Source organism: Mycobacterium sp., assembly GCF_052144515.1.
GTDB lineage: Bacteria > Actinomycetota > Actinomycetes > Mycobacteriales > Mycobacteriaceae > Mycobacterium.
In genome coordinates, this window is sequence record NZ_JBKQQD010000217.1 from 16,155 (window position 1) to 35,699 (window position 19,545).

General features: G+C 63.1%; 19 protein-coding genes and 2 pseudogenes. 7 read left to right on the top strand and 14 right to left on the bottom strand.

Translation table 11 applies throughout. The annotated features are described in order from the left end of the window. Window positions 1-94: 94 nt before the first annotated feature. Both ACLP9N_RS15245 and ACLP9N_RS15250 read right to left on the bottom strand, forming a co-directional pair. Window positions 95-1,486, bottom strand: a complete 1,392-nt coding sequence (locus ACLP9N_RS15245) for a PPE family protein (RefSeq protein WP_442408206.1) — start codon at window positions 1,484-1,486, stop codon at window positions 95-97. Continuing rightward, window positions 1,483-2,862, bottom strand: coding sequence for a PPE family protein (locus tag ACLP9N_RS15250; RefSeq protein WP_442408207.1), 1,380 nt, complete (start codon window positions 2,860-2,862; stop codon window positions 1,483-1,485). The genes ACLP9N_RS15245 and ACLP9N_RS15250 overlap by 4 nt, the downstream gene beginning before the upstream one ends. Before the next feature lie 616 nt (window positions 2,863-3,478). On the opposite strand from ACLP9N_RS15250, the pseudogene ACLP9N_RS15255 reads away from it, so the two are divergent. Both ACLP9N_RS15255 and arr read left to right on the top strand, forming a co-directional pair. Next, window positions 3,479-4,603, top strand: a pseudogene (locus ACLP9N_RS15255) (aldehyde dehydrogenase family protein); the annotation flags it as partial. Window positions 4,604-4,725: 122 nt separating this feature from the next. Then, window positions 4,726-5,169, top strand: a complete 444-nt coding sequence (arr, locus tag ACLP9N_RS15260) for an NAD(+)--rifampin ADP-ribosyltransferase (RefSeq protein WP_442408208.1) — start codon at window positions 4,726-4,728, stop codon at window positions 5,167-5,169. Between the two features lie 132 nt (window positions 5,170-5,301). Here the strand turns inward: arr and ACLP9N_RS15265 are convergent, their stop codons facing one another. The 3 genes from ACLP9N_RS15265 to ACLP9N_RS15275 all read right to left on the bottom strand — a co-directional run bounded on the left by ACLP9N_RS15265 (window position 5,302) and on the right by ACLP9N_RS15275 (window position 7,346). Further along, window positions 5,302-5,562 carry a hypothetical protein gene (locus tag ACLP9N_RS15265; RefSeq protein WP_442408209.1) on the bottom strand — a complete coding sequence of 87 codons (261 nt, stop codon included), beginning with the start codon at window positions 5,560-5,562 and terminating at the stop codon, window positions 5,302-5,304. Window positions 5,563-5,817: 255 nt separating this feature from the next. Continuing rightward, a complete protein-coding gene (locus ACLP9N_RS15270; protein WP_442408210.1) occupies window positions 5,818-6,339 on the bottom strand; it encodes a hypothetical protein in 522 nt (173 codons plus the stop codon). After that, on the bottom strand, window positions 6,336-7,346 hold the full coding sequence (locus tag ACLP9N_RS15275; protein ID WP_442408211.1) for an NAD-dependent epimerase/dehydratase family protein: 1,011 nt from the start codon (window positions 7,344-7,346) through the stop codon (window positions 6,336-6,338). Before ACLP9N_RS15275 ends, ACLP9N_RS15270 begins: the two co-directional genes overlap by 4 nt. 304 nt (window positions 7,347-7,650) lie before the next feature. Between ACLP9N_RS15275 and ACLP9N_RS15280 the strand changes: the two genes are divergently transcribed. Beyond that, window positions 7,651-8,148, top strand: a complete 498-nt coding sequence (locus tag ACLP9N_RS15280; RefSeq protein ID WP_442408212.1) for a hypothetical protein — start codon at window positions 7,651-7,653, stop codon at window positions 8,146-8,148. Window positions 8,149-8,230: 82 nt separating this feature from the next. On the opposite strand, the gene ACLP9N_RS15285 is transcribed toward ACLP9N_RS15280, so the two are convergent. From ACLP9N_RS15285 to ACLP9N_RS15300, 4 genes are all read right to left on the bottom strand, one after another. Then, on the bottom strand, window positions 8,231-9,442 hold the full coding sequence (locus tag ACLP9N_RS15285; RefSeq protein ID WP_442408213.1) for an IS110 family transposase: 1,212 nt from the start codon (window positions 9,440-9,442) through the stop codon (window positions 8,231-8,233). A gap of 263 nt (window positions 9,443-9,705) precedes the next feature. After that, the gene (locus ACLP9N_RS15290; RefSeq protein ID WP_442408214.1) at window positions 9,706-10,101 is read right to left on the bottom strand and encodes a hypothetical protein; all 396 of its coding nucleotides are present in this window, start codon (window positions 10,099-10,101) and stop codon (window positions 9,706-9,708) included. A gap of 115 nt (window positions 10,102-10,216) precedes the next feature. Beyond that, the gene (locus ACLP9N_RS15295; RefSeq protein ID WP_442408215.1) at window positions 10,217-11,497 is read right to left on the bottom strand and encodes a wax ester/triacylglycerol synthase domain-containing protein; all 1,281 of its coding nucleotides are present in this window, start codon (window positions 11,495-11,497) and stop codon (window positions 10,217-10,219) included. Then, entirely contained in the window at window positions 11,388-11,726 is a 339-nt protein-coding gene (locus ACLP9N_RS15300) for a wax ester/triacylglycerol synthase domain-containing protein (protein WP_442408216.1), read from the bottom strand. The genes ACLP9N_RS15295 and ACLP9N_RS15300 overlap by 110 nt, the downstream gene beginning before the upstream one ends. A gap of 878 nt (window positions 11,727-12,604) precedes the next feature. On the opposite strand from ACLP9N_RS15300, the gene ACLP9N_RS15305 reads away from it, so the two are divergent. Continuing rightward, on the top strand, window positions 12,605-13,396 hold the full coding sequence (locus ACLP9N_RS15305) for a transglutaminase-like domain-containing protein (protein WP_442408217.1): 792 nt from the start codon (window positions 12,605-12,607) through the stop codon (window positions 13,394-13,396). 92 nt (window positions 13,397-13,488) lie between these two features. Here the strand turns inward: ACLP9N_RS15305 and ACLP9N_RS15310 are convergent. After that, a pseudogene (locus ACLP9N_RS15310) lies at window positions 13,489-13,590 on the bottom strand (hypothetical protein); the annotation flags it as partial. Window positions 13,591-13,858: 268 nt separating this feature from the next. On the opposite strand from ACLP9N_RS15310, the gene ACLP9N_RS15315 reads away from it, so the two are divergent. Further along, entirely contained in the window at window positions 13,859-14,338 is a 480-nt protein-coding gene (locus ACLP9N_RS15315) for a DUF5994 family protein (RefSeq protein ID WP_442408218.1), read from the top strand. Between the two features lie 291 nt (window positions 14,339-14,629). Then, the gene (locus ACLP9N_RS15320) at window positions 14,630-14,833 is read left to right on the top strand and encodes a cold-shock protein (RefSeq protein WP_442408219.1); all 204 of its coding nucleotides are present in this window, start codon (window positions 14,630-14,632) and stop codon (window positions 14,831-14,833) included. Window positions 14,834-15,053: 220 nt separating this feature from the next. Here ACLP9N_RS15320 and ACLP9N_RS15325 read toward each other — a convergent pair whose 3' ends face one another. The 4 genes from ACLP9N_RS15325 to ACLP9N_RS15340 all read right to left on the bottom strand — a co-directional run bounded on the left by ACLP9N_RS15325 (window position 15,054) and on the right by ACLP9N_RS15340 (window position 18,256). Further along, window positions 15,054-16,358: a fatty acid desaturase family protein gene (locus ACLP9N_RS15325; protein ID WP_442408220.1), complete on the bottom strand. Its 1,305-nt coding sequence runs from the start codon at window positions 16,356-16,358 to the stop codon at window positions 15,054-15,056. Between the two features lie 94 nt (window positions 16,359-16,452). Further along, window positions 16,453-17,235 carry a TetR/AcrR family transcriptional regulator gene (locus tag ACLP9N_RS15330; protein ID WP_442408221.1) on the bottom strand — a complete coding sequence of 261 codons (783 nt, stop codon included), beginning with the start codon at window positions 17,233-17,235 and terminating at the stop codon, window positions 16,453-16,455. Between the two features lie 149 nt (window positions 17,236-17,384). Next, window positions 17,385-17,621, bottom strand: a complete 237-nt coding sequence (locus ACLP9N_RS15335) for a hypothetical protein (protein WP_442408222.1) — start codon at window positions 17,619-17,621, stop codon at window positions 17,385-17,387. A 140-nt stretch (window positions 17,622-17,761) separates the two neighbouring features. Continuing rightward, window positions 17,762-18,256 carry a hypothetical protein gene (locus tag ACLP9N_RS15340; RefSeq protein WP_442408223.1) on the bottom strand — a complete coding sequence of 165 codons (495 nt, stop codon included), beginning with the start codon at window positions 18,254-18,256 and terminating at the stop codon, window positions 17,762-17,764. Between the two features lie 920 nt (window positions 18,257-19,176). On the opposite strand from ACLP9N_RS15340, the gene ACLP9N_RS15345 reads away from it, so the two are divergent. Then, window positions 19,177-19,473 (top strand): hypothetical protein, encoded by a 297-nt coding sequence (locus ACLP9N_RS15345; protein WP_442408224.1) that lies wholly within the window; start codon window positions 19,177-19,179, stop codon window positions 19,471-19,473. Window positions 19,474-19,545 lie beyond the last annotated feature (72 nt).

Here is a 19,545-nt window from a genome sequence, read left to right on the forward strand (position 1 = left end):
TCGGGCACGGCCACCGACATCACGAGGTTGATGAAATGACCACCGTGACAGCCGAACTCACCGGCGGGCGCAGCGGGGCTGAGATATTTCTCGTCTAGTGCTGCATAGCCTCCTTGATCAACAGGGTTGCCGAACGTTTGAGCAGATCGCGCTCTTTGGTGAGCTCGGCGATGCCCGCACGTAGCGCGATGAGCTCCTCGCGCTCGCTCAACGGGGACTGCCCCTCCGTGGCCAACAGATCGAAGCCCCGCCAGTGTCCTGGCGCGCGCTCCTTCCGGCTCGGTTCGCCCCCTGCTTGGGCCTGCACGCGGCAGTTGGGGGAACCTGCGCCGTTTCGTGGCGCGTTGACAATGCTGCCAATCGGACCTATCGCGGGCATTCCGCCGAGCCAGCCACTCGGCCCGGCTGCCCCGGCCTCGGGCAACGCGGCTAGGCCCGCCATCGGCAATCCCCTTGCGGCTAGCCGGATCTCCGGTGCCGCAGTACCCCAGGCTTGCGGCAGCGAAAGCCCACTCACCGACGCCGACCGGCCTAGACCTGCCGATACGTCGGCGCCGCCGACGGGGCCCACCAGGGTCGATCCTGCACCCGCGGGCATCCCGGACACGTCAGACGCCGCAACCGCCGGCGACGCAGCAGCCGACATAACCAATCCGGATTGGATCGACGGGTTTTCGAATGGGGCGACCAGGAATGCCACGCCCGATGTAAGGAAAGATCCCGCGCCGAAAACGTTTTGGTAACCCGAGGTGGCAAAAATCAGGCCTTCAAAATTCTGGACCGGAGCGCTGTTCAGCAGGTCCAGCAGCCACTGCGCCGGCCCGCCCGAGGCGAGTCCTTGCAGCGCGTTAGGCACTGTGTTCAGTAGCTGTGACAGCGTCGATTGGACCGACGCGGCCGACGTGCTGGCCGCCTGACCGACCGCGGCGGCCTGGGCGCCCACCCCGGCCGGATCGGTGTTCTGCGAAGGCGTGCTAAACGGCGTCAAAGTCGTCGCCGCCGCAGAGGCGCCGGCGTAGCCATACATCGCGTCGGCATCTTGAGCCCACATCTCGCCGTAATCGGCTTCAGTCGCCGCGATCGCCGCGGTGTTCTGGCCGAGGATGTTGGTGGCCACCAACGCCGTCAGCAACGCCCGGTTGGCCGCGATCACCGGCGGCGGCACCGTGGCGCTAAACGCCGCCTCGTAGGCCGCCGCCGCCGACCTGGCCTGATTAGCGGTCTGCTCGGCCTGGACGGCGGTGGTATTCATCCACCCCACGTACGGGAAGGCCGCCGCCGCCATCGACACCGACGCCGCACCCAACCACTGCCCACCGGTGAGCTCCACGATCGCCACCTGATAGGCCCTCGCCGCCGAACTCATCTCAGCCGCTACCCCATCCCAGGCCGACGCGGCGGCCACTAACGGACCCGAACCCGCTCCCGTATACATCCGCCCGGAGTTGATCTCCGGCGGCAACGCCCCGAAATCAAAAATGCTCATGGCCGGATTGCCTCCTTGATCAAGCGGGCCACCGCGTCGCGCTCCATCGCTAGCTCCGCCATCTCCTGGCGCAGGTCGTTGAGCTCATGGCGTTCGCGTTCACTCAACTCGCCATCTGAACCTCGTCGGGTTGGCTTCGTCTGCGAATCGGGTGGGCTCGCGAGCAGACTCGCGCCCGTCGCTATCTGCGGGATAACTTTGTGGCGGAAGCGGGGGTTGGAAGTACTTTCGCCAATCCGGGGTGCGTTGACGACACTGCCTATCGGGGGCATGCCGCCGAACCAGCCGGGCGGCCCGGCTGCCTCCGCCTGGGGCAACGCGTCTAGGCCCGCCATCGGCAATCCCCTGGCGGCAAGGCGGATCTCGGGGGCCGCGCTACCCCAGGCCTGCGGCACCGACAGGCCGCCGACGGACGCCGCCCGGCCCAGGCCCGCCGAGACGTCAGCGCCGCCCACCGAAGCCAACGCCGCAGCCGCTGGCGCCGCAGTCACCGGCGCCACCCCTGGCACCAGATCCCCAGCCACCGGCGCCAGCCCTGGAAAGGCCGCCGTGATCAACGGAGCAACCATGTATATCGCGTCGACAGCCAAAAACGAGCCGCCGCTGCCCACATCGTTAAGGGGAATGCTCAACGCGGTGCTAAACGTGTTGAGAGCGGTGCCCAGGGGACTCTTCAACAAGGCGAGCAGCCGCGTCACCGGGTCGAATGATGATCCTGAGGCGAGGCTTCCCAGCGCGTCGGGCACCACGGACAGCGAAGACAGCATCTTTGACACCGTTGACTGCACCGACGAGGCCGGCGTGCTGGCCGCCTGACCGACCGCGGCGGCCTGGGCGCCCACCCCGGCCGGATCGGTGTTCTGCGAAGGCGTGCTAAACGGCGTCAAGGTCGTCGCCGCCGCAGAGGCGCCGGCGTAGCCATACATCGCCTCGGCATCTTGAGCCCACATCTCGCCGTAATCGGCTTCAGTCGCCGCGATCGCCGCGGTGTTCTGGCCGAAGATGTTGGTGGCCACCAACGCCGTCAGCAACGCCCGGTTGGCCGCGATCACCGGCGGCGGCACCGTGGCGCTAAACGCTGCCTCGTAGGCCGCCGCCGCCGACCTCGCCTGGTTAGCAGTCAACTCGGCCTGGCCCGCAGTGGTATTCATCCACGCCACATACGGAAATGCCGCCGCGGCCATCGACACCGACGCCGCACCCAACCACTGCGCACCGGTGAGCTCCACGATCGCCACCTGATAGGCCCTCGCCGCCGAAATTAGCGCCGCCGCTAACCCATCCCACGCCGAAGCGGCCACCACCAACGGGCCCGAACCCGCTCCCGCATACATCCGCCCGGAGTTGACCTCCGGCGGCAACGCCCCGAAATCCACGGCTGATACCTCCTTATTCACTGGCCCCAGCGATAAGCATGGCGCTGCAGTGCACGGGAGGGATCGAAATCAGAAATCGCAAGCGCTGTGGACGGTCGACACCCGTCTTGACACTCGGAGAGTGTCCTCTCCACGACCCTGAGGGCGAGACCGCTTGCACTAAATCAGGTTTCGGGCCAGTGACAGCGAGTTGGAAACCAGTATTCGACCATTGCGTCATGTACGTGCGGTCATCGTTGACGAAAGTACAGTCGGACTGCGGTTTTGGATGGGACCGAAATGACTTCGCGAAGGATCGTCGTAAGGCTGCCCTTCGAGGTCGTCGCCAACCCTTTATGGCGCAGCGCCGCAGCGTGCTGATTCAGACCGCGACCGTACCCGTGAATTCCTCTGCAGACGAACTCGAGGACCTACTGGACGCTTCTTGGTTAAGCGCATAATCTGCCGTTTTATGCGCGTAACCGTGCCCGCACGGCGACCGCGTACACGGAGTGGAGGGCTAGCAGCGATGTCCGGCAGCACGACACAATCCGCATAACCGAGTGCCCAACGATTGAAGGCATCGCGCTTCTTCGCGGCGGAGCGGTTCGACGAAAGGATGAACGACAATGAGTGACAGGCCCGCGAGACGTTCGAGTCGGGGGTGTGGCGCAAGCTGCCCGCGGCGCAGCGCGCGGAGGTGCTCGGTCACTACGAGAACTACCACAACTTCACCCAGCTCGAGCCGGTCGGCGTCGCCGGCTTGATCATCCCCTGGAACGGGCCGTTCTTCGTCGCGATGCTCAAGGCCGCGCCCGCCCTCGCGGCGGGCTGCAGCTGCGTCCTCAAGCCCGCCGAGGAGACGCCGCTCACCGCGCTGAAGCTGGAGGCAGATCTTCCGCGAGGCGGGGCTGCCCGACGGCGTCTTCAATGTCATCACCGGCTACGGCGAGACCGCGGGTGCGGCGCTCGCCGCGCATGCTGACGTCGACAAGATCGCGTTCACCGGGTCGACGGAGGTCGGCGCCGACTGATCGTCAAGGCGGCCGCCGGCAACCTCAAGCGGCTGACCCTCGAGCTCGGCGGCAAGTCACCGCTGATCATGTTCGATGACGCCAATCTCGACAAAGCGATCATGAATGCGGGCCTTGGCCTGCTTGCAGGGTCGGGGCAGAACTGCTCCTGCACCTCGCGCATCTATGTCCAGCGCGGCATCTATGACCAGGTCGTAGAAGGCCTCGCCGCCTTCGCCAAGATGCTGCCGATGGGCGGTAGCGACGATCCCGACTCTGTGCTCGGGCCGCTGATCAGTGAGAAGCAGCACCAGCGCGTGGAAGGCATCGTCCAGGAGGGCGTCTCGCGCGGCGCGCAGGTGATCACGGGCGGCAAGCCGATGGACCGCCGTGGCTACTTCTACGAGGCGACGATCGTCACCAACACCACGCCCGACATGCGGCTCATCCGCGAGGAGATCTTCGGGCCGGTCGGATCGGTGATCCCGTTCGACGACGAGGACGAGGTGCTCGCCGCCGCGAACGACACGGAGTACGGGCTGGCCGGCGCCATCTGGACCGAAAACCTCGGTCGGGCGCATCGCGTCGCGAACGAGCTCCGCGCCGGCCAGGTCTGGGTGAACTGCGCTCTCGCGGCCGACCACTCGATGCCGATCTGCGGCCACAAGCAGTCGGGTTGGGGCGGCGAGCGTGGCCGGAAGGGCATCGAGGCCTACTTCAACACCAAGGCGGTCTACATCAGCTATTGACCTGGTCGCACCGGGGAAGGCGGTCTACGCTACCTGTTACGGCGATGGCCAGAATTGAAATCGCCTGCAGGGGAAGATGATTCGATTGTGTTCCGTGACAGAGCCGCGATCAATCGAACTCGATGGGGGGGTTGTTGGTGCCGGATACACCGAAGCCATTTGAGGTGCACGAATCGGGTGCGCTTCTCCACGGCACGAAGGCCGACCTTTCTGTAGGCGATCTACTCGTGCCCGGGCGCCAGGCGAACTACGGCAAAGGACGCATCTCCAACCACGTCTACGTGACACGGACATTGGATGCCGCCGTATGGGGAGCCGAACTGGCCATCGGCGAAGGACCGGGCCGCATCTACATCGTTGAACCGGAAGGCGCACTGGAGGACGACCCGAACGTGACGGACAAGAAATTTCCTGGAAATCCGACTCGCTCCTTCCGCACCCGGCAGCCCGTGAGAGTCGTTGGTGAGCTGACAGACTGGGCGGGGCATTCACCTGAACAGCTGCAGGCCATGCGGGACCGCTTGGCCGACCTTGAGCTGCGAGGGAATGCCGTCATCTACGACTGAGACTCTCAATGATGGTGTCAACTGCGTAGCAACGAGACTCAGTGGTTCCTTACTTCGGCTTTGCGTCGAGTTTCATGGATAGTCGGGCTCCCGAGGCAGGAAGGTACGCAGGTCGGCGCATCATCCGTCGCTTCACAGCTGACGACGATCCCGATCTGCATGACCGAGCGGCGATTGGAATCGAAGCAAATAACCGTCGGGGTCCGTGACCAGGAACTGCTCAACCCCTAGCGCGTCATCGCCGATCTGATACCACTTCCTCTCGGGCTGCATGAACAGCTCGACGTAGCAGAACCGTTCGACCAGGCGCATGTAGCGAACAGCGAATCCGCACAGACCGCACCAGAAGTCCAGGCTTCGATCGAGATCGGACACGAGCAATTCGGGAATCAACGCGGGATCGCTGTGCTCAGATATGCGTAAGCGCCCGGCCGTCTTCGTTTGCCGGGTTGTGGCTGGCGGCCTTGACTATAAGGGGATCAGCAGCGCATCCATCCCGCGCGATTCTATTGTGCTGGGTCCCGGCGACAGCACGCGCGCTTGGCCGGCCTCGACGTCGTGTACCTGGCCCTGACATTGCGCTCTGACTGAGTTCGTTACCACGACCAGCACACCCCGCCGGCGAGCGTGATCTGCTGCGGCTGATGGTCAGATAGCGTACTGAGTCGATAGGCGGGCCAGGGCGGACCGCCGAGTTCGATGCCAATGCCCGGTGCACTGACCCGGGGGGGCCGACACCGGCCGTTCACGGTGCAGTTCGACACCGAGCATGCGGATTGCGGCGGCGTTGGTGGGATGGGCGATCACGCGGTGTATTAGGGGATGAGTGCGGTGCGGTTGGACGATCACCGTGCCGGTTGGCATCGTCACCCATCCGCCGGCCAACTTTCGGGTGGCCAGGGACCATAGCTGTCGGGGCAAGGATGTGGAACGTCCCAATCGTGTCCCGGGGATCTGATGTCCTGGCTCATCGGAGCGGAATCGACCGCCGGCGGTGACGACATAGATCGTGTCGTAGGTGTGGCGGTGAAACTGCGTGGCTGTCCCAGGTGCGATGGTGGCCTCGTAGATTCGCACAGCCTGGTTGGCGAACTGCTCGACGTGGTGGGGCTCGATGGTGACGTCCACCCACTCAACACCGAAATCATTGCCGTGATTGGTGAGATTCACGTCGGCACCACGGTCTCTGATGTCAGCAGCCCGACCTTGCGCAGCCAATCGATGGTGTCGGCGAGTTGATGTTTCAGCGGGGTGTGGACCAGCCCCAGTTCCTCGCACGCCACCCGGTCATCGACTTTGAGGTCCCCGACAGCACGCCGATACTTCGCGACGGAGAGTTCGGGCTCGCGACCAGAGAGGGCAGCGCTGGCGGTCGAGGCCAGACACAGCATGGCCAGCAACGGTTTCCGCGTCACTCGGGTGGTGCGGGGCTTGCCCAACAAATCCTCGATGGTGTTGACGACTTCCTTGAACGACGCACGGACTCCGCCGAGAATGATGCGCCCTCCGGTACCGCCGGCGGTCACCGCGGCCAGGTGGGCGCCTACCACGTCGTGCACCCAAACCCAGCTCGCCGACCCCGGTGGCACCAAACGCAGCTTGCCATCAGCAATGGGCAGAATTAGCTGCTTCGACCAGTTCGACACATCGTAGGCCCCAAGTATGTTGACCGGATTAAGGATGACGGCATTGAGCCCGCGGTGGACGCACGCATCATCAATCAACCCTTCGGCAGCCAATTTGCTCTTTCCGTAATTGTCTCCACGCCGACGAGCATTCGACGGAGTGTGCTCGTCGATCACCACTCCCGGCTGATACCCAAACGAGGAGATCGACGAGGTATAGATCAGCCGCTGGGCGCCACGCGCCAGCACCGCGTCGATGACTGCCGCGGTCCCTGCGACGTTGTCACGAAACTGCACCCGCCGATTTCTTGACCACGTCGAGGTGTTGGCAGCCAAATGAAATACCGCATCGGTGCCGGGCGCCACCGTGTCCATCACCGTGCCGGGGTCGGTGAGATCGCCGAGCACGACATGCACTCCAGTCGGCAAGACCTCGACCCGGTCGGTGGGCCGGCACAACGCCGTGACCTGCCAACCATCAGCGACGAGCCGCTCGGTCAGGTGACGACCGACGAACCCCGCCGCCCCGGTGACATACGCGATCAAAGGCACGATTCGTCCTCCCGTCCTGCATGCACCTGCAATGTGTCGCCGGGGCGCGAGGTTGAAGCGGCCTTCGTTGGCCGCACGTGTATCCGATCATGTGGTCGAACAGTCGCGATAGGGACGGAAGCCCCGCCGCGCTCGGGCCGTTGGTCACCGCGGTGTACAGCGCTCACCACAGTGCGGCTCACGCCCGAATGAACATAGAGTCGGATGAGGTTCCCCCGGATGGGGGACAAGGGGTCAGGCGGCCCGTGCCGTCTGATTGTGGCGTCACGTCCTCGACTACACCGACGGCACTCTAGTGATGCCCATGACTGTGCTTGTGGAGCAATACTGGCGCGAGATCAGCTGGGGCCTCGCCCAAAATGCTATCCCAGTATGGCATTTCGTCCTTCACGCTGACCAGGAAACCCTCCGCAAGCGCATCGAAGGCGACACCGTGCGTCAGCTCCAATATCGGCTCTTCGGGGCCGCGGGTGCAGACGTACCCCTCCTGTTCTTGCAGGTCATCCGCCGCTATGTGTCGGCCACGGCGACGACGCTGGCCAACAGCCATGCCACGCCGAGTCGACACAGTGTGTGCTGGCTGGACGGAACCCTCTTCGGGGGACTGTCCTGTGCGGAGTTCGACGACGCCGCCGAGCCGATCATCCGCGGGGCGGTGGTACCTGTACGCCAACTGCGACTGGCCACCGTCTCTGCGCACGACGTCGAACACGATCCCGTGACCGGTGAGGTGACTCAGTGGAAGCGGTCCACCGTCTTTCGATCTTGGCGGCCGCAAGGATCTGGCGTTCACCGCGATTGACAGTGCCAACCTCGACACCGATGAGGCCCGGCCGTTTCGTCGACGCCGTCGTCCTGGCCATGCGTCAACAAGTGACGCGTCGTCACGCAGCCGATTGCACGGGAATCGGCTTGTGCGTGGTGAATTCGCGGCCGTCACGCAGCAGCGCCCAGAGCACGTCGACGAGGCGGCGCGCCAAGGCGAGCAGAGCCTGGCTGTGGATGAGGCGTTCACCGCGTTTGCGGTCATAGAACTGCCGAGACGGTCCGGTGGTGCGCAGGCTGGACAACGCGGCCAGATAGAACACCCGTCGCAATCGGCGGTTGTAGCGTTTCGGCCGGCGAAGATTGCCCGTGACTCGACCGGAATCCTGCGGCACAGGAACCAATCCCGCGTAGGACGCCAACCGCCCGGCAGTGACGAACGGCGCCAGGTCGTCACGGGTGACGACGAGAAACTCCGCACCCAGGTTGGGTCCGAAGCCGGGCAGCGACTCGATGATCCGGGCGTACGGATGGTCACGGAACCGCTCGGCAATCGTCTTGTCGAGGTCTTTGATCTCACGGTCGAGGTCGAGCAGCCTGACCGCAATCCGCTTGATCAATGCAGCGGTACCAGCTTCGCCGGGCAACGCCAGGTGCTGGTCGTTGGCCAGCGCGACGGCGGTGGCTGCGGTCCTGGCGATCCCGGGTGCCCACGCGCGCTGAGCGACCAGATGGGCCGTCACGCCCTCGGTTCCGGCGGCCCGGATCTCCGCCGGGGTGCACAGTCCAGCCACCAGGATCAACGGTATACGCGTGGAATAGTCGAACGCTGCCTCCAGGGCAGGGAAGATCGCCCCCAGCAGCGACCGCAGCCGGTTGATGCCGCGCACCCAGTCGGCCATCACATCGGTGCGGTACCCGGTCAGCTGGGTCAACTCCACAATCAAGTCATCGGGCATCACCACTTTGGTGAGATCGCCTTGCATGCGGGCGGTTTCGGCAATCACTCGAGCGTCCTTGGCGTCGGTCTTGCCCTCGCCGCGAAACGCGCCGGTCATGGTGCTGACCACCCGGCCGGGCACGTAGACCACCGACTCGTCGGCAGCTAGCAGCACCGTGATCAGCATCAGTGCCATCGGGCTGGTCAGATCGATGGCCCACTGCACCCGCTCGGCAGTCTTCTGCGCGCGATCGATCACCGCCTCGATCGCCACCTGTTCATTGGCCAGCTTCTGCGTCCATGCCACCTTGCCGGTCTCATCCACCGCGCACGCGTGATGACTGGTCTTGCCGACGTCGATTCCGACCCACACCTGTGGCCGCACCGTCACCGTTGTTCTCCTGTGTTCGCCGGTCAAGCCCGTGGACAACTCAGCCGACATGTCCCTAACCAGCGACGAACCGCATCAGCTCTCAATCAGCGGTCGGAGCGTCCAGCACGGTGGGGCAGCCAGCCTCGCGAAGCCACGCCTACGGCAACAAGATCTCAGCTACACCCCACCGCCCTGGGCATCCGAGGCACCAACCCCAGACGCCTACGATTGAGACAAGGTCTGATCACTCCAGTTTCTCTACAAGTCAGACGAGGTCGGCTTCAAGTTTGAGATTCGCTTTCGATCTGCTCGAAGATCCCAGAGAACTCAAACGGGGTTTGTGCAATTCCGCTGCCGTCGTTGGCATCTACTGCGCCCAACGTACCCGTGACGTCGCGGGGCAGCTCCCACATGGACAGTTCACCGATACCGTTCTGCTGGGCGAAGCTGGTCAGCTGTTGGGCGTCGGCGAGGGTGAAAATCTCGCTCGGGTCGTCATTGATTCCGATCAAGGGCGTCACCCCGATCATCGACCACGCCTGCTGGCTGGACATCGACGGATACAGCGTCATCAACTGACTGTGGGTTGCGGTCGCGGCATCGATCGCGTACACGCCCATGCCTGGGTTTCCGGCCTGGTCGAAACCATTGCCGTAATCCATGGCCATGACGTTCACGCGTGAGACGGTGACGGTGGCCGTACAGCGATGACCTTCCAAAGGAGGTCAGAGGTTGGCGAAGTGGCCGGGGATCGCCCTTTTCCGTCCGTTCCTCTCTATAAAATCTGGCCTGTCAGTAGCGCTGGCCGCGTGAACGATTCGCGCGGTGTGCCGTCATCTCTGTGACGACGGAACGGCCTTGCCCGCGAGGAGATTCCTGTGCGGCCGCCACCAGAATATCGACAGAGTGCGCGATCCCGGTCGCGATATCGTCGACCGCAGGCACATTGTCGGGGCACGCATACACGCTCACATCCAGCTGCTCACCACGGGAAGTCAGCGCAATGTTTAACCCACTCTTCTCGGCCAGTGGCGCCACGGTATGCATCCCGACGACCTTGGCGCCGGCACAGTACGCAGGCACCGGCTCGACGGCAATGTGGGAGACGCTGCCGTGGCAGATCGGCGCGAGCCGGTTTCGCAGCCCTGATCCGGTGTAGAGCTGCATACCTACGTGAGCTACGGCCGGCGGGATGAGCGATGCCATCTGCTCTAAATCAATTGTGGCCGAACCACTTTCATTGCTGCAGCCCCGGGCGGCGTTCAGTCTTGCGGTTGCGGTATGGAGATTGGCGAGGACCTGCACAGGGTCGTCGAGATGTACCGGGATGCGAAGCCGCCCGACAGCCAACGCCTTGCCAATTCTAGGGGGATCCGTGGCTGGCGACTCGAACGGCATCCGCATCAGCAGCGGACCGTTGGGCACCTTGTCGTGCCGCTGCAGCCAGGCACGCAATGACAGCGTGCAGGCAGCTAGAACGACGTTCGTGAGGCTGCCCCCGAACGCGTTGCTGACCGTCTCCACGTCTGTCAGCGGGATCGAGGCGAAAGCGACCGCACGTCGCGTCGTCAGCGGCGCGTTGAACACTGTGTCGGGCACCGGCCCGCTCATCGAAGACACCGGCGGGGTCATCCGGCCCCGTACACGCGTGCCGAGCAACCGACCACGCATGCCCTGCAGCACACCAGACATGCTCCTGGCGATCAGCCACACGCCAGTGACGTGGTTCTCGACCATCTCCGTCACCACATCGGCAACGAGCTCGACGACGGAAGGCGCCGAACCTAGGCTCGGCTCGGTCGGCAGACCATTGGCCAGATCGGCGCGTGGTCCGGTAGTCAGCAACCGCGGCCATAAGGACGCTGCCCCCGCGGTCCCGTCATTCAGCGCAGGCGACATCTTCACCGCCAACGCCCACCGGCCGCCCGCCAGACCGTTGATACTCCACGCTTCCCACAGTCGGTTAGGGCAATCCATTCGCCCGGAACTCAGATCTGCGATGAGATCTGCGAACTCGCGCCCGGCGCCGGGAGAGCGAAACCGTTGCGCAATGAATTTGCGGAGAAGGGTCATAGTCGTCAATCTCGGCCCACACTGGCTGCCCTACACCCAGCGGCTTGGTCACCAGTCGGCTGCGAAATCGCGCCAGTTGCCGTAGCGACGTGGCCACCAGTTGGTGTAGCCGCTGGTGGCTGAGCTGATCGCACGCATCGATGATGGCCACGGTAACCGTGTGCGCAGGCATCTTCGAGCTCTGTGTGTGCAGAGACAGCGCATCGGTCCCCGACAATCGCGTAACCATCAGCGCACCATCCCCTTCGCGACGAAGCCGTTTGAGCTGAACTTCTCACCAACAGACACCAACGGTGATGCCAACAGAATCAACCCAACGAGCGGCGCCCAAACTTCGTCGGTGAGGAGTTGCTTACTTCGCTTGGGGCAGTTGCTTCTTCAATTCGATGACTTGGGTCTTGAGTTCGACCACGACGTGCGCGACGACACTGGACGCCAAGGCCGCGCGCGCAGCCGAGCCGGTCGGGCCGGCGGTTGTCGACTTGTCGATGTCCTCGAGTCACCGAAGCATGCGTCGCGAAACTGCTGCCTCGGGAGGCATGTCGTCAGTACTAAAGTCGCTGAAGGCCTTGGATACCGGGTCGTCACTTGTCATTGGCATTTTGTCCCTCAATATAGTCCGATGGGGGCACGCTGGCACGCCCTCAAGACGAGCTCTGTGTCAAACGGGACAACCAACCAGAACACCTTGCCTTTGGCATCAAGGACTTCGACCGTGTTGGGCGGCTGGCCGCGCTTCCTCCAAGTTGGATACCTGCAGACCGTTTTGGGTTTCAATCGAAATCACAGCGCGCGGATACCCATTACGCCGTCCCGCCCTAAGCTATTGCTGGTTTGTTCTCGCATCATCGTTTGCTCTCGCGTCATCGCGACGCTCCGGCAACTCTACCCCAATCTGGTCTGAAAGACAGGGACGCCACGAGCAGGCTGCCGGCACGGCGCCTGGCGAACGCCAGGCCCAGATGTGTCGCGCGCCGTGACGCCACAGATGAGCAATCCCTCGAATTGGCGACTGTCCGACCAAAGGCCCGTCAAGACGAAGGTCCGCACCGTGCACGGTTGGCGAATCCGCAGCGATTGGCGCATTATCGCGCTATGAGAAGAGAAGTGAGCGCCGAGATCGAAGTCGAAATCACCGCGCCCACGACGCTGGAGTTCCAGATTGCTGTTGCTCCGCATCCGCGCACCGAGTTGTTCGAATCGTTGCGCTTCGCCTTGAACGGAAGGCCCACCGAGGCTTTGGAAGTCATTGGGGCGCATGGCAACCGCATCCATAAGTTCGACGCGGCGGTGGGCACACTGAAAGTCGACTACGCGGCGACCATCGTAGGTCAGACTGATCCGGCTCCGGTGACCGAATACGACCTGTCGATGTATCTGCGACCCAGCCGCTACGCCGAGGCCGATAAGTTCTATGGTTTCGCCGCAACCGAATTCGGCACCTATGGTGATTCGGCGACGCTGTTGGAGAATGTGAGTTCATGGGTGGGCACCAGGCTCAACTATGTGCCCGGCTCAAGCGATCCAATCGACGGGGCGGTGGACACCTTGCTCTCCGGCGAAGGTGTGTGCCGCGACTACGCACATCTGGTGGTGGCGCTGCTGCGTGCGGTCAACGTCCCGGCCCGGCTGGTGTCGGTGTACGCGCCGGGCGTGTACCCGATGGATTTTCACGCGGTGGCTGAGGCTTTTGTTGAGGGGCATTGGCGGGTGGTCGATGCGACGCTGCTAGCGCCGCGGCAAACCATGGTGCGCATAGCCACCGGTCGTGACGCTTCCGACACCGCGTTCCTCGATAATCACAAAGGCGTGATCACGCTGAACCAGCTGATTGTGACCGCCGTCGTTGACGGCGACTTACCGCGGGATTCGCTCCACGACTTGGTTTCCATCCGTTGAGAGCGTGCGCCTGGTGTGCCGTCCGTTCGACTCGGCTGACCGTTGGCGTATTCGGATGGGCGAGTTGCAGATTGGTGGTCTGCTAAGCGTCTAAGCGGCCTGAACTCATCGTGTCGGTAGCGCTGTACACACTCGGCTCGTCTGAACTTGCCGCTTGTGGTGATGAAAATCGAGCCCGGAGGTACGAGAACGACATGGGTGCGGTCCCCGCCGAGTCGCGGCGCACCACCGCTGACAACGAACGGGTCACGCCCGCCGTCACACCACCGGGGCGACAATACCCGTGTTGACATATCCGGATGTCACGAAACGGCGGCCGTTCCCTTGCCCGCTCCCGTTCGTGCTGGACAACCCGAGTAAGGTTGTAAGCATCGGCGATACCTCGTATGTGACTATTCAAAGCCATGTCGTCGCCGATTCCAGGGATCTGGCCGGTTTCGCGGTCAAGATGGGAGCGTCGCTATGACGCTGAAAAGGGACCGCATGGATGTCGGGCGCCGGCATACCCCGCCGGTGCACACACCGCGCTTGAAGTTAAAGCCCAAGGCGCCCCAGAGCGGCTATGTCGATGGGGCATGGTGGCCGCACAGTGCGGACCTGACGACAGAGCTGCCAGATCTGCTGTCGGTGCTGTCAGTTCGACTCGGGCCGATTGACCGCGTGATTTACAACGTCAACGAATGGGCAGGGCCACCCGCAAAATTCGTGACCGGGGGGCGGACGGTACGACTCGACGGATACCGTCTCCAGCCTGCCAACACCGTCGAAGTCGTCGGGCTCGATCACAACAAAATCGTACTACTTGTGGTTTCCCCGCAGGCGGACCCAGACCAGGCACATGCCATCTTGATGACCGCAGCCGGCCCAGATAATGCCTTGACGGTCGACGGCCTCCTTAAGACCAGCGCGGAAGACGTGGAAGAACGGGAAACCGCCGTTTAGGCCGCCGCCTTGGGCAAGTCCCTCAAAGAGAAACTTGCGGCAATGCACAACAAGGCCGCCCAGATGTCGCAGGTGACCACAACGTTCTTTGAACGACTGGATCAATCATTGCGACTGGCGCGTCGCCGAACCCGATGTCTGCCAGGGCATCTAGGAGTGATCGAAGGAGGTCCAGCAGCCCCGGAGCGGATCGCTCAATTCGACCGATGACCATCTTGTCGGTTGGCTTGTGCTACGGTCAGTCGCGGATGTATCTGAATTACATCCACTTGAAAGAGAGAGAAGTTAGGTATGCCACAGGGAACTGTGAAGTGGTTCAACAACGATAAGGGTTTCGGGTTTATCGCCCCCGACGGCGGCGCAAAAGATGTGTTCGTCCACCATTCTGAAATCAAAGGAGACGGGTTTCGCTCCCTAGAGGAAAATCAACGAGTCGAGTTCGAGATCAGCCAGGGGCCTAAAGGGCCCCAGGCGGTGGGAGTGACCGCCATCTAACGATTCGGCATGAAAACCCCTGGGGCGCACTAGGTGCCGTCCCGGTCTGTTGATGGGCGGGCTTATTGGTCGGCCTCAGGGGTTTCGGCCATGGTCGAACGAATTTCCTTCAACAGCAAGCGCATTCGGTGAACGAGCAACCACGACACCTACTCGCGTTGCATCGTAAGCGGCGGAGCGGTGGGCGTTCATTGCGACAGCCCCGCACCCGGCGAGGAGGTTAATGGACCGACCACCCAGAACTCCCGCACAGCGTGGCAGACCGCGCGTGGCGCACAGCGCCGCCGGGATGCACGAATTTTTTTGATCGGTGCTGAATCTGTAGGTCCCGTATCGCAGTCAGCAGTCCCCGTCGCCGCGTATCGCCATTGCCGTCGCGCGGCACGTAGTGTGTGTCGACAGTGTGGAACTTGTGTTCCGACGCCGTCTCGGGTGCATCGTCAGAAGTGGCGGTCAGCAACCGATCCGGAAGGGCCAACTTGGAAATCGTGCGGAAGGTGAGCAGGTACTGGCGAACAAGGGGACCGGTCGTATACGGCAGGTCGTAGGAGGCACATACCGCCCGAACCCGTTGGGCGATAGCCGCATAGCGGTTGCTCGGCAGATCAGGGAAAAGGTGGTGTTCGATCTGGTAGCAAAGGTTTCCACTGAGAAGCGCCAGCACCGGCCCAGCGTCAAAGTTCGCGGTGCCCAGCATTTGTCGCAAGTACCAGTCGGGTTTCGTCTCGTGCTCCACTGCGGCGGGGGTGAACTTCTCCGCGCCGTCCGCGAAGTGCCCGCACACGATCACGACGTACGCCCAAAGATTGCGTAACAGGTTGGCGGCGACGTTCGCCGCGAGTGTGCGACGCCATCGTCGAAGGCTGAGAGCCGGAAAGAACACGTAGTCCTTGCCGACCTGCCTGGCCATCTTGCGGATCAGCGCTTGGGTAATGGCGGACTTCTCCGCGCCGGTCGCCGCGCGCTCGTACTCCGAGTGCAAGCCGTGCGCCGCGATGCCCCATTCGAACATGATGGCCAACAACATGTTTCGCAGAGGTTGAAATAGATGACTTCGCCGCCACTCCTGGTCGCGGGTGACCCGCAGGACACCGAACCCGAGGTCGTCGTCGACGCCGATGACGTTGGTGAACACGTGGTGGCGATAGTTATGGGAAAACCGCCACTGTGATGAGACGCCGGCCATGTCCCACTCCCACGTGCTGGAATGGATTTCCGGGTCGTTCATCCAGTCCCATTGGCCGTGGCCGATGTTGTGGCCGAGTTCCATGTTCTCGATGCTCTTGGCCGCGGCGAGCGCGCCGGTGCCCAGCACCCAGCCGATCTTGCCGCGGCTGCCGGCGATAACCAGCCTCGCGGCTATGTCGAGGATTCGCTGGAATGCGATGACGCGCCGGATGTATGCCCTGTCGCTTTCGCCGCGCGAAGCCTCGATGTCGCGGCGGATCGCATCCAACTCGACTCCAAAAGCCTTGAGGTCCGCGTGGCTCAAGTGAGCGTATGCGGCTACGTCGGTTATCGCCACCGACGCCTCACAGAAGTCCAGGCGACGTGGCGGCCCGCCCGACTCCGCGGCCCGACGGGCACACTGGCCAGATTCGGGGCCTGCAGCATCATGGTTACGTCCGTTGCTGGTCGATAGTTAGGTGGGGCGTGGCTGGGCTCGCCTGCGTCGGCGCGCCGCCGGGTAAGCCGAGTTGGGCGGCCAGCCCACTGAACAGAATGTCGAGTCCGCGGTCGAGTTCGACGAGCCCGTCGTAGGCGGCCCAAGTTGGCGCGAGCGCGCGCAAGTGCGGGAATTCGTTGATCCGTAGCCGATGCAGGCCGAGACGCAACACATCGTCGGTCTCCTCGGGGCGTTCGACGGCCTCCTGCAACTCAGTGAGCACGTGTCCGTACAAGAACCCGAACAACGCCCGATACACAAGCACCGCGTGAGCCCCGGGGAGGCCGGCCCCAATCAGCAACGCGAGGACGTTTTCGAGTTGTCGAAGCATGCCCTGCGGCCGCATCCCGAGCGGCGTCGCAAGGGGCCGGGTGACCAACAGCGGCACCACATTTGGGTGTGCGCGCGCTAAATCACGAAAGTCGTGGGCGAGATCTCGCAGCGCCGCCGCCCAGTCCGGGCGCGTGGTGTCCAGCGACAGTTGCTCGAAGACCATCTCGACCACCCCATCGAGTACAGCGGCCTTATTCGGCACATGGCGGTAGAGCACCATCGGATCACGGCCAACCGCCTCGCCGAGGCGGCGCATCGATAGCCCCTCAACGCCATCACGATCGATTATCTGGAGGGCACTAGCCAGGACTGCCGCGCGGGTGATCGGGCCGCTCTCCTCGTCCTCGTTGGAGTCAGGCTCGCCGGCCTGCCCGAAACCTGACGGTCCAGTTGGCTGCGTCATCGAGCACCTAATCGTTAGCATTGTTGTCCTCAGTGTAGACCTACGGCGGTAAGCACCAAGCGGCAGTTGAACAGTGGCGCACGGCCGTCCGACTTGCTAGGGCGGGTAGCGACCAAGCGGGCATGAGCCCGGGGCGGTGTCCGGCGCCTCTAGTGCGCCTGCGACACCAGAGGCCCAGTCCCGGCCCCGCCGTGGGTCGTTCGCTGATCGGTCGCGCCGCCTTCGGAATCCCACATCGACTTCGCCGCAGCCATTTCTTTTCGTCCGGCCGCGCGGCGCATGCCCGCACGGAGGACTTCCCCAACGGTTAGGTACGGCCGATCGGTAGCTGCTGGCGTTGATCTGCCCATGGCGGCACGGTTGGTGATGACTCGCGCTTCGGTCATGTGCGTCATCTCGTCTCTATCTGCCCGCATAAGCGAGCCGCTGGTTGGGCCTGAGGGGTTGAGGGAGCTGGGCAACGGAATTGTCGGCGGCGATAACGCTGTGCAGCGGCGTCTGACTACGTTGGAGATGGGGCGATCTCTCACGGCGTGGGGGTATTCGGATGCCGGACGGCGGGTGCTTGGCTAAATTGGGCGATGTCGAACGGCGTGGACGGCGCCGGATGGCGGATGGTCCTGCTCCTGAGCCGGCGGTTGCTCATGGGTTCGCGCCCGGATTTCTGGTGTTCAATCTGCCGGATTAGCTCGCGCTTTGCTTCACAGAGCGCGCGGGTCAGGTCCGGGTTGTCAGCGACCGCTACTAGCGTCGCCCGACCCGGCAAGCTCGTACGCAATGTGATGCGCTGCTCCTTGCCCCCGCGGTCTTGTAATGAGACATCGACATCCACATCACGCGGATCCCACCTTCCCAGGTGCGGCGCGAGGGTCGACAACGCCTCCAACAGCTGCGCGTGTTCCTTCGCTACGAAACCCGCACCAATGTGAAGCACGTGCTCTCCGAAGATATCTCGTTGCTCGCTGTCGGATTTACCCGTCGTGGCCTCTGCGAGAGCCAGAGCGCGGTTGTGCTTGTTCATCAGGGTCGTTCTCCTTTGACTGAAAGGTGAGCACGCATGTGTTCGGGATTAGTCCCGACGCGTGTCGTGGTCGTGCGGTAGTCGAACCCGATTTCCGGCATAGAGCAGGAAACACATCGAACCCGACGACAAATTCGTATGGATGCTGTCGAAGGCGGGTTTCCGGCCGGTAGATCTCTATTAAACGCGCTGTTAGAGGGCCTGTCAACATTGTAGGCGTACAGCGTATGCGTAGCGGTCGACGGCGGTGTAAACTATCGCCTCAGCAAGGCTGCCAGGAGCCACGAACCGCCTGGACAGCGCACCGCGATGCTGGCGAACGACCGACGTCCCGCCCATATGCGCCGTCTTCATGTAGCTGACGTTATGGGAAATTGCCTGTACTACAACGCATCTCGGCTGAATCAGTTTGCTGGTAACGCGCACTGCCGAGGTCGCCCTTAGAGGCTCCTTACCACCGAGCTCACACCTGTCCAGTCGCTTAAGGGTGCTCACTTCTGGACCGGAATTGCCCACCTGCTCAGTTCTCGACCGGAACGGAAAGCTGTCTCTGGCAGCGCTCGCTTCCCGTTACTACAGGAGCTCGCCGACGGATTTACAGTCCGCGTGGTCGCGTCTCAATGTGTTGTCTGTTGTCTCAGCGACAAACCCTGTGACCGGACCCCGTGAACTGGTCCACGCGACGGATGAGAGTCATTGAGCGGTAGGTGCAGTAGCAGCGTAGCGGAGTTGTTCGAGGGGACGACAAGTCGGCCGGCAACAAATTCGTCGCGTCTGTATCGGTCCGCTGAGCCTATGGAGGCGCACCCTACCGTTCGGGGGTCACTGCAATATTCGCCTTTGCGTACCGCCCGTCGTCAACAGGATCAGATGATCGACATACTGTGGCGATGAAGGGCGTCCGGAAGGGACATTCGACGATGAGAAAGGTAATAGTTCTCCTCGTTCACGCCGTGGTTGGCTGGGCACTGTGCGCGGCCACGATGGGGATCGGCATGGCGGTAACGTCGCTTCACAACGCGCTGATCATCCACGTCGTTGGTGCACCGCTCTTCTTTGCGGCGGTGTCGTATGTCTACTTCACGCGGTTCAACTACACCGCTGCCCTGCAGACAGCCGCTGTCTTTTTGTGTTTCGTCGTGGCGATGGACTTCGTCGTGGTAACGCTGAGGTTGTCCCGGGTCTCGTGGAAGTTGAGGTGGCGGTCCCCCGCTTGATTCCTGCCGTGTGGTAGGTGTCGGGCGTTCCGCCAAAGAACACCAACAGCAAGGGGACCGCCGTGAAGAAGA